The organism is Legionella worsleiensis (assembly GCF_001467535.1).
Lineage (GTDB): Bacteria > Pseudomonadota > Gammaproteobacteria > Legionellales > Legionellaceae > Legionella > Legionella worsleiensis.
Window position 1 is genome coordinate 218,505 of the sequence record NZ_LNZC01000022.1, and the last position, 9,655, is coordinate 228,159.

Sequence of the window (9,655 nt, forward strand, 5' to 3'; positions counted from 1 at the left end):
GGTAGAGTGCACCAGCTATGCTACAATACATTAATTTGCTCGAATTAGACTTACAGAGTAATCGTTTACTGGCGCAATTACTTGCCCATCATCCTGATAAAGTCGATTGGCCATCCGGTTCGTATTTTATTGATACACAAGAAATCGTCCTCAGCCACAGGATAATCCGGCATGCCAATTCAACCGAAAAAAAGCAGGTTTATGAGGTATTGGCAGATAGTTTCCTGGATCAGGGTGCATTTGGCACTTTATTTCTGAGTCAGCTTACTTTGGTTCCGGTTCAGCACCAGATTGAATTGCTTGTTAAGGTGAAGCACGAATCCAAAAAGCGTTTGATTAAAATTCAGCAACACGAGTACGTATCTCTGGAACGGGCTGAGCGAGAAGTAACTAATTTGCGTAAAATGGGTTTTTTTCATTGTAAGCCTTTGAGTTATCATGACACAGAAAGTTTTATTACCATGCGCAAATTACCTGGGCAGCCATTACACACGCTAATCAAGGCAAATCAATTAACTCTTGTGGAACGATTGACTTTATCCAAAGCACTGGTTTTGGCTTTGCAGCAACAGGTTCATGATGTAAATTTTATTCACAGAGACATTAAACCACAAAATATATTGGTAGATGACAATTTGCGTGTCTCTTTTATTGATTACGCCTTAGCAATTGATAAACACTATGATGACAGAATGGATGCGTTGCGTGGTTCCATACCTTATGTGGCTCCTGAGGGATTTTCCTTACATGATTGTACAACCGTTAAAAGTGATGTTTATTCACTTGGACGAGTTTTTATGATGTTATGGGGCGATGATTATCAGAATAACCCTGACTTTAATCCATTGGATTGCATCTATTCGGCAAAACATGTTTCTTTTGTAAGGTTATTTGATCGTTTGGCCGAGATTCCAGAGGGGCATAGAGAATTGCGAGCACTGATTCAATCGATGATGCATGAAGAGCCTGGCTCAAGGCCTGGGTTGGATAGGCTCATAGATGTGCTCAATGTACTTGATGAACGCATGCAGCCTATCCCTAATCCTAAATGGAATAGGCAAGAAAATAAAACCGTCACTGCCAGCAGCTCGTCACCTTTGTCTGTGATGTGTGAGGCGGAACACTTTATCGAAAAATTAAGCCTTTATAACGATGATTTTGATGATGGATATAATCGTTATTATGGTTTTTGAATCAGTAGGGCTTTATGGAAATGGAATAGTCGCCTTATACGCTGTATCGTAACTTAGGCCTAGCGTTTTTGCATAAGCATTATCATAATTCAATTTTTTATCAACACTCATATGCGAAAAGAAATCAGGGCTGATGACTTTGGTGTAGTGCATTTGGGTGCACGGTTCAACATGATGATAGTAATAAATGTACTGCGAAATACGTGATAAACCGCTAATGACTTCTGCCAAGTTGAATGTTGGGTGTTTTTGGAGATCAGCAATTGAATCAATATCGAATGTTCTATTAACTATCTCGTTGAAAAAGGGGATGTCATTTTTGGTATCCAGACGATTACATTGCTGAAAATTAAGATGGTATTCTGAACCCGCTTTATCTTCAAGCGACACGGTATGCTCGGAGCTGTATTGAAAGGTATAACATTGCCACAGTTCTTCAAAAGCCGAATTTAAGGCGGATTGTAAAGAAAATCCAGCCCCTGCACCAACAGAATATTGAACGATGTCTTTTGCGGACTTGGAAAAATAAAAAATGATGATGCTATAACCTGGCAGATTCAGACCGTTTTCCAAAACATATAATTCACCCTGTTCTGTTAAGGTTTTTGCCAATCCTGTATAGGGAGTGATTTCTTGCAGCAGTTGAGGATTAATAAGGTATCTAAAGCGTTTTGAAGTCCAGCTGCCCACCAGCGCTTGCCGTTCAAGAAATTCGTTTAATGAACTGAGTAATGACTGTTCTTTGGATGAGTGAGTGGCGCAAGAACAACTGTCGTTAAATGCAACAAAAGGCATATCTTCTTTTTTACCGTTGAGGCTGATTAAATTATATAAATAAAGATCGGGTTTTTCTGTAATTAAATTGGTTACCTGGGTTAAATGAAATAAATGCTCTTCAATTGGGGGGGTATTTTTGAACTTCAACTGCGTGCATAGTGAGTGCAATTTTTGTGCTAAAATAGGGTTAAGACTGGATAATGCAGCACAAGAAGAGACACCAACCCCGGTAAAAAAATGATTGCGTTCTAAAAATTCACCATAGGATTTTTTGAGCAGATTTAACCCGGTACCTGTTGCTCCTCCGTAGCCAATAACGCCGTCAACTCCCACTGAACGTGGTGTATTTACCAGATGATTGGAAAACAGTTTCATTTGAACAGGGTAGTTGAGTGCAGCATGGGAATGGCGGCATATTGGGAAGTAATCTAATCTATCGAAATTTAACTGATTCATTATTCACTCACTATAACCAAAAAGTTGCATGGTGATGGGCATAAACATGCCTGGATCCAAATCAAGTGCGGCAAGAAGCTCATATTCGGAAAAAGACGACCATACCGTATTGCTTAATCCTGCATTTTGCGAGGACATGGCAGCCAATTGATACATAGAGCCTGCTTCCATTACTGCATGTCGGTATCCTCTGTATCGGTATTTAAAAATCGCTTTGCCAACATGAGCCGTATAGAGGATACAAAATGCAGGAGGAGCCTTTTCATCCAATAATGAATGGAGTAGCTGAGAGTAAAATACTGAGTAGCTCAGCGGCTTAATCAGTTGTAAGGTTTTACTCACCGGCCTGAAGTGATAGCATCCCGAGGTAAATGGCGAATCAGATTCTACGGTTTCGTTAAAAAGAAAAATCAGAGGCTCTACAGGGTAAAGTCCGCCCGCAGAAGGATATGGCCTTCTGCCCTCATCATCAGGAGAAAAGGTGTTGATTAACCATGATTGCAGCTCGGTGCATTTTATTTTTTTCTGAGTAAACACAAAAGAACTTTTTGCTCTTTTGAAGCTGGGCTCTGAGGTGGAATCACAGGGAATATCATGCAAATGAAAAGGAGAGATTTCGCATTCTGTAAATTGAACGGGTTCAATAATACTGTTTTCAAGGGAACTGATGGCAACAAAACCGTAGTCAAGCAGAGTGATACACTCTTTGGCGTAGGTTTTGAGTACGTCATTATAAACTGTTGAATCAAGATAACTGTCTACATTACAGCTAATGAATGATTTATTTTTCTCTTTAGTCTGCACTGCAAAGCTCCTGTTCGGTGTGGCGTGAACAAGAAGTCTCGGTGTTGCGGGATTCAGCAAAAGCCGCCAGATTGAGGTTCATGTCGTACTGAGAGTAGGGAGAATGAATGGCTATTTCTTTGAAAACATTGAGGCCATTTAAATCAACATGCCAAAACCAGTTAACACTGTCCAAAGTGGTTGGCAAACTCCAAAAATTAGTAAATTGCGAAGTAAATTTATAAAGACAATAGGAAACAAATCCCTTTTGACACAGGTTGATTTCAGGATCGGGTAAGGATTCTGAGCCATCACGCATCAAAGAACGATAAAAAAGCAACCAATTGTTTTTGGTCACTGACAAACTGCTGTGAATACCGGCAAGCAGGTTATTAAAATTCGAAAAATGAGTTGGCAAGCCACTGCCACGATAGTAAAGATTGTCAATAATAAGAATTTTATGAACTATTCCTGCGGTAATGATGCATACTTTTTCAGGAAGATTTTGATATAAATGTTTAAACTCTTCATGAGAGTAATTGGCACGATAAAAAAGAACCAGTGAGGCAGGCTCATAGGCTGTAAACTGCGGGTCAACGAGTTTGACGTTGTATTCTTTAGCAAAAGCATCACTTAAAAAGTCAGCGAGAATGGGGTCGTCTACGTTAAGATAAACGGTGCCAAATTTGCGGTCAGGAACCGGTTTAATCAAATGCAGCTGATTCATCAATGCGTTAATTAAAGCCTGAGAGTCTATTTTGAATGATTCAGCAATCTGAGTTAATTCCTCAACAGATATTTCAAGTTTTTTGCGTTCTTTGAGTTTGATTAGTATCCCTGCCAAGGCAGCGCTGGAAATTTTAACGCCTTTATTAAAATTATTTAAATATAACTCGTTTTCAACCGGAACCAATTGAAATTCATTGATCATGTACATAGAAACTCTCAGTAAAAAATAACTGAAGTATTAACAAGAATACTTCAGAGTTAATTCATTTGTTTTTATAGCTGTATGAAAATAAAGACGATTAATCTTCTAAAGATTCTTCAATACACTGGGCAGTAGCAGCAGAACAACAGCAAGAAGCAGAACAACTGCAGCAGCAAGAGCTCAAGGATGAATCAACTGCGATTCCTGTATCAAATAAAATTTCAAAATTAAGGCTTTGATCGTGTGTGCTTGGATTAGACATGGTTATCTCCTTATAATGTCAATATGATTATCTAAAATACGGTGCATTTTAATTCTGAGAATTAATGATGCCACAAAAAAACCGCTTACAAATCCTGACTGTAAACCAATAGCGCCCCAGTGTAACCCAAAAGCAAAAAAACAAGCGCAGGGCAGGGATATACACCACAGGCTCAGTAAGCCAATCTTCATAGGGCTTTGGGAATCATGCACCCCTCTCAGGATAGCGCTAAAGGAATTTCTAACGGCATCAAAGTACATTGTAACAAAAGAAATAGCAAAAAAAACCAGTGCATAATATTTTAATTGTTGATTGTGTTCATCTGCAGGATTCATAAATAAACTTAAAAAAAGATTATGAAACATTAAAAAGATGAGCGCTAAAAATACAAAGAAAATCTGAATAATGGTTTGAATTGCTTGGGCGTATTCTTTGATAAGATAAAGATTCTTTTTGGCAAATTCACCACTGATTAATATGGATGTCGCCTGGGTTAAGCCTAAAACCAACATGATGGCAAGCAAGCTAAACTGAGATACAATTTGTGAGGCTGCCAGCGGAATTACTCCCATAAAGCCAAGCAGGAAGGTCATTACCGCCATAACCAGCAGTTCCGCCCCAAATTGAACGCCTATGGGAATACCTAATTTTAAAATGCGCTGGCATAAAATCCAGCGAAACAATGGTCTTTGTCTAAAAAGAAGATAGGGTTTGAGTTTTTTATTAAAAAAAAGATACATCAAGATGATGATGCAATAAAGACTGTTGACAATAAAATTGGCACAAGTTACACCGGTTAAACCCATTTTAGGGAAATCCAGCCTGCCCAGCACAAGAACATAAGAAAAAAACAGGACAAAAGGAAGGCGAATGAGGGCATTAATCAAACCAAAATGGGAATTACCAATACCCAGGTAAAATTGTCCTACCGACATGGCAACAAGATTAGGGAAAAGAGAGCAGGCTGCATAATGAAAATAGTGCGTTGTGAAGCTGACCAGGTGTTCGTCCTGTCCAAATAGAGTCAAGATTTTATCGCCATGCCATAAAAGCACTCCAGCTGCGCCACTCAACAAAGCCGAGACGAGGATACTGCTCTGGAACAATGCGCCTATATTTTTTTGCGGGTGCTCTTGAGTTGATGAACTGGAGTATTCATGGCTAATTAATATGCTTACGGCATATAACACCGCAGTCACGGTAACCAGAACGGTAATGTGGGTTGATGACGCCAGGGTTGCCGCTGCCAGTTCATCTATACCCAGTTGGGCGACAAAAAAAACAGCAAAAAAATTGGCCAATATGTTGACAAGACTCGTCATGCTGATGGGAAGTGCAAAAAGAGAAATGGTTTTAATTCTTGGGGCCAGTTGTGTCAATGAATTCATGCTAGTATGCCCCTGTTGTTGAATCAGTAGAGCCTAAGGATGAAGCATATTAAGTTATTCTTCAATTGGAGATCAACTACTCCTGTCGTTAAGCAAGATAACCGCATGTGAATATTGAACCATAACAGAACCCGGGCAGTGCCACTCCCGCCACCCTCATCCCCAACCCTTCTCCCTCAAGGGAGAAGGGAGCAGTAACGGATTGGCTGCAAATCATTTTTGATGGTGTAGACAATTTACTTTTACAATGTCTGCTTAAAAGTATTTTCCTTGCAGCGATACTGAAATCAATTCCAACCCTTCTCCCTCAAGGGAGAAGGGAGCAGTAACGGATTGGCTGCAAATCATTTTTGATGGTGTAGACGATTTACTTTTATAATGCCTGCTTACTTAAAAGTATTTTCCTTGCAGCGATACTGAAATCAATTCCAACCCTTCTCCCTCAAGGGAGAAGGGAGCAGTAGGTCCGACCCGGATACATCGGTAACAAAAATGACCGGACACATGGGTAACAGTTAACATTCATACAGACGAGAAGAAGGAGTGTCTGTAATGAGTTGGTTAGAGACTGAACCTATGAATGAAAAAATAAAGTTTATATCTGCATTTTTAGAGTTGGAATGCAAATGTACATTTAAAGACCTCTGCTCCCGATTTAATATAAGTTGTAAGACGGGCTATAAGTACATCCTTAAAAATGTTTCCCATGCAGCGATACTGAAATCAATAGTTGCATCAAAAGGAAAAAGAAATATAAAATGTCGTGAGATTTCAGATGGCTTTCCAAATACAAGCCTTTTTGTAACTTGAATGAATAAGGATTTTCGCATTTAATGCTGAAGAATTCTTTAGAGATTAAATTGATATAAAAACTATAAAAGGGACTAATCTAATGAAAAAAAATCAATTAGCAACACTTGTTTTGTTGGGCAGCAGTTTTGCGGCATCTGCCGGTACTATGGGGCCTGTGGCAACAGATTCCAATCAGCTGATGTTTGAGGCTGGTTTTAATTACATGCACACTTATTTAAAAGATTCATTTACTCCTACTGAATCGGTAACTAATCAGTTTCCAAATGGTTTTGCTATAAGCCCAGCCGATTATTATCCAACTAATTTCTATGGTGGGTATATCGGTCTTTCTTATTACACACATCAGTGGCTTTTAAACGCTCGTTACAACATGTATGCCACTGAATCCAAAAGAAACGCAATGAACGGCGTATTTCATTCTGTTTCTCCAGTGCGTCTGGTATTTACTGCAGACCGAGTCTGGGGGGATGTGAATTACCTTTCTTACGGCTTGGGAGCTGGAGCTGCGATAAGCAACATTAATGACGGCAGATACATTAATGGGCCATTAGCTGAACCGGGTAATGAAGGTTCTCAATCTTTAGGCGGAGAAGGATCACGAATCGACCCCGTGATTGAAGCGTTTGTGATGAAGCGTATCGCTACTAATTTTAATATGAAATTTAACGCAGAGTATCAGATTCCTGTTCATGATATTCGTGGAAATGGCGATTTGGTTTTGTCCCTGGGACTTAATTACGCAGCGAATGTATAAGATTTACAAGATTTGAACCCATTTAACCAATACTGTTTATGGAGTGTGACTGGTCATACTCCATAATTTACAGTTGTTATATGGTGCATGTTATTTCTTCTAATCACTTTTCGGTGCGTCTATGCATTTAAAAACTAATTTACGTCATGTTTTATCTTGTCCTTTTCAGTTAGTGCTTGATATTTCCAGCCAATTACCGGAAGTTGATCACCCAACAATGGAGCAACAGGCATTTCGCCCTTTAGGGGCGCTTAATTCGGCAAATGATTGGATAAATTTGGAATCTTTGGGTAATGTTGTACCCATAAAAGCTCAGGCGATGTTGGACAAAATACTTCCTTATTTATCTGCAGAGTGTTCTTTGGATGTCTATCTTAAAGACAAGAGATTGACATCAGATAACCTCTATACGTTGCTTTTGCTGGCCGACAATACAAAACACTTAAGTCTTAATTTATATGATGAAGAGGAATGGAGTGAAGAGGCCCAAAGTGAATTGTCAGCTTTGTTTGCTTCCAAGAACACTGCATTACGTTTTTTGGTTTGTACAGAAGATCCGGTATCTCAGCCCATTTTGCACCAGTTAAATACAAACCGTCAGAACATGATGAGCAACCAGGGATTTGATTTTTCATCAGATTGGCATATCAATTTGTTGATAGGTTACGCCTGGACGCTTTTAAAATCGGGTGCGCCAGAAGTGGCGACTTACTTACTGGAACATAGGTTATCTCAACCGGCTCAGGCTGTTGAGCATGCCTCCATGCTGTTGCTTCATTTACAAATAATTCGTTTTCACTCGCACCAGTACAAAGCACTTGCATTACATGAATACCCATCTCAAATTGAGGGTATTGATGAGGTATCTGTCAGGTATTTGCATTATCTCAAGGCATATGCTGCAACATTAATTCGTTATTTAGAGATTGCTGAACGCCATTTCAGGCTGGCGGGCATAGATGAGCATTTACACTTGGTAGATGAATTTTCATTGTATCAGTTAAATATCTTTGCGCTGTTTAATGTGCATATGCAAAAAACGGATAATGCTTTTTCCTTTGAAAAAAAGATTGAACAATTTATCGTTGATCACGCAATTAATTCTATAGGTCTCAAGTACGTTAATTTTATAAACATTGCACGGCTTTATAAAAAAGAAAAAATGTACAGCAAGTCCCTTGAGTATTATAACAAGGCGTATCAGGAAATATCCCAGGGTGGTTATACAACTTCTGATCATATTTACTACCATATGAATTATGGGGGTGTTTATGAAGCTACTGGCGATATCAGGCGTGCTTTGTACTGTTGGGTTAATGCCGCCTTGCATTGGTTAGTAGCTGATAATCCTTATGCTCTGGCTTGGCGCCCTAAGTTAATTTTGTGCAGAGAAAAAACCGAAGATTTGAATAAACCGTTAATACTGAATGATGTGGTTTCTTTTTTTTGCAGCAAAATTTCTTCTTTGGCAAAAGAGTTATCTACTCAATCTTCCGAGTATCAGTCCCTAATTTTAGATGAACACAATACTGTAAATACAGCAGAAAGAGCGATTAATTTTTGTTTGAATAATCCTGGGCTTAAAAAAATGCGCTGTTATGCGAGCCAAGGAATTTTAGTTTACAGTGCTCAAGAGTCGTGTAAACCGATTCATCCTCAGCTTATGCCGCTGGCTCATTATCTGTCTGTATTTTTTAGGACTATGGTATTAAAAAATCCCAATGAACAAACAATCGTAGTCGATGATTTATGTGATGCACCTTATGCCGCTGATGTAACTCAAGTGCGCTTGCTTGCTTTGCTTAACGGTTGTGAAGAGTACTGTTTCAATGAGAAGCAATTCAATGTAACACCTGATGAACTCAAGTTAATGCAATCGCAAATCACTCCTTCTTTATCCGCCATGATTGCATCTATAAACGAATCTGATGGACACCTCGAATTAGTTTATAAACGTGATTTTTTAAATAAACGAATTGTTGATCAGCAAGAAATCGAGATTTGTAAGGCATTGCAACACAACGATCGCACTTTTATTCAAGAACGTTTAATGTCTGATTTGCCCTTACTGCAAGGCTTGATTTATAAAAGAGTAGTTAGTATCCATAAAAAATAGTAAGTAGCCTGGTTGCTACTTGCTGGCCTTATTCAAGTTTTTATAATTATGTTAGGCAAGAAATTTTACCGAAAAATTGGGGCGGCAAGTCCTTGCAAGGTGAGTTTGGAGAATGAAGTCCTGGTTGCAAGCAACCAGGCTACATGCTAAAGGGATTAATCTTCAAAGAATTCGTCACAGGG

The 9,655-nt window shown here is 39.0% G+C and carries 9 protein-coding genes; 4 read left to right on the top strand and 5 right to left on the bottom strand.

The window, feature by feature from the left end:
• The first annotated feature begins 17 nt into the window (after positions 1-17).
• On the top strand, positions 18-1,193 hold the full coding sequence (locus tag Lwor_RS09535) for a protein kinase domain-containing protein (RefSeq protein ID WP_058493657.1): 1,176 nt from the start codon (positions 18-20) through the stop codon (positions 1,191-1,193).
• Positions 1,194-1,205: 12 nt separating this feature from the next.
• Here Lwor_RS09535 and Lwor_RS09540 read toward each other — a convergent pair whose 3' ends face one another.
• From Lwor_RS09540 to Lwor_RS09555, 5 genes are all read right to left on the bottom strand, one after another.
• Positions 1,206-2,426 carry a YcaO-like family protein gene (locus tag Lwor_RS09540; RefSeq protein ID WP_058493658.1) on the bottom strand — a complete coding sequence of 407 codons (1,221 nt, stop codon included), beginning with the start codon at positions 2,424-2,426 and terminating at the stop codon, positions 1,206-1,208.
• A gap of 3 nt (positions 2,427-2,429) precedes the next feature.
• Positions 2,430-3,230 (bottom strand): SagB/ThcOx family dehydrogenase, encoded by an 801-nt coding sequence (locus Lwor_RS09545; RefSeq protein WP_058493659.1) that lies wholly within the window; start codon positions 3,228-3,230, stop codon positions 2,430-2,432.
• Positions 3,220-4,146: a hypothetical protein gene (locus tag Lwor_RS09550; protein ID WP_058493660.1), complete on the bottom strand. Its 927-nt coding sequence runs from the start codon at positions 4,144-4,146 to the stop codon at positions 3,220-3,222. The genes Lwor_RS09545 and Lwor_RS09550 overlap by 11 nt, the downstream gene beginning before the upstream one ends.
• 91 nt (positions 4,147-4,237) lie before the next feature.
• Entirely contained in the window at positions 4,238-4,402 is a 165-nt protein-coding gene (locus Lwor_RS13790) for a hypothetical protein (protein WP_157063142.1), read from the bottom strand.
• Between the two features lie 2 nt (positions 4,403-4,404).
• Positions 4,405-5,790, bottom strand: a complete 1,386-nt coding sequence (locus Lwor_RS09555) for an MATE family efflux transporter (protein WP_058493661.1) — start codon at positions 5,788-5,790, stop codon at positions 4,405-4,407.
• Positions 5,791-6,342: 552 nt separating this feature from the next.
• Between Lwor_RS09555 and Lwor_RS09560 the strand changes: the two genes are divergently transcribed.
• From Lwor_RS09560 to Lwor_RS09570, 3 genes are all read left to right on the top strand, one after another.
• Positions 6,343-6,600 (top strand): hypothetical protein, encoded by a 258-nt coding sequence (locus Lwor_RS09560; RefSeq protein ID WP_058493662.1) that lies wholly within the window; start codon positions 6,343-6,345, stop codon positions 6,598-6,600.
• Between the two features lie 82 nt (positions 6,601-6,682).
• Positions 6,683-7,357 (top strand): hypothetical protein, encoded by a 675-nt coding sequence (locus Lwor_RS09565; protein WP_058493663.1) that lies wholly within the window; start codon positions 6,683-6,685, stop codon positions 7,355-7,357.
• A 121-nt stretch (positions 7,358-7,478) separates the two neighbouring features.
• Entirely contained in the window at positions 7,479-9,473 is a 1,995-nt protein-coding gene (locus Lwor_RS09570; RefSeq protein ID WP_058493664.1) for a hypothetical protein, read from the top strand.
• Positions 9,474-9,655 lie beyond the last annotated feature (182 nt).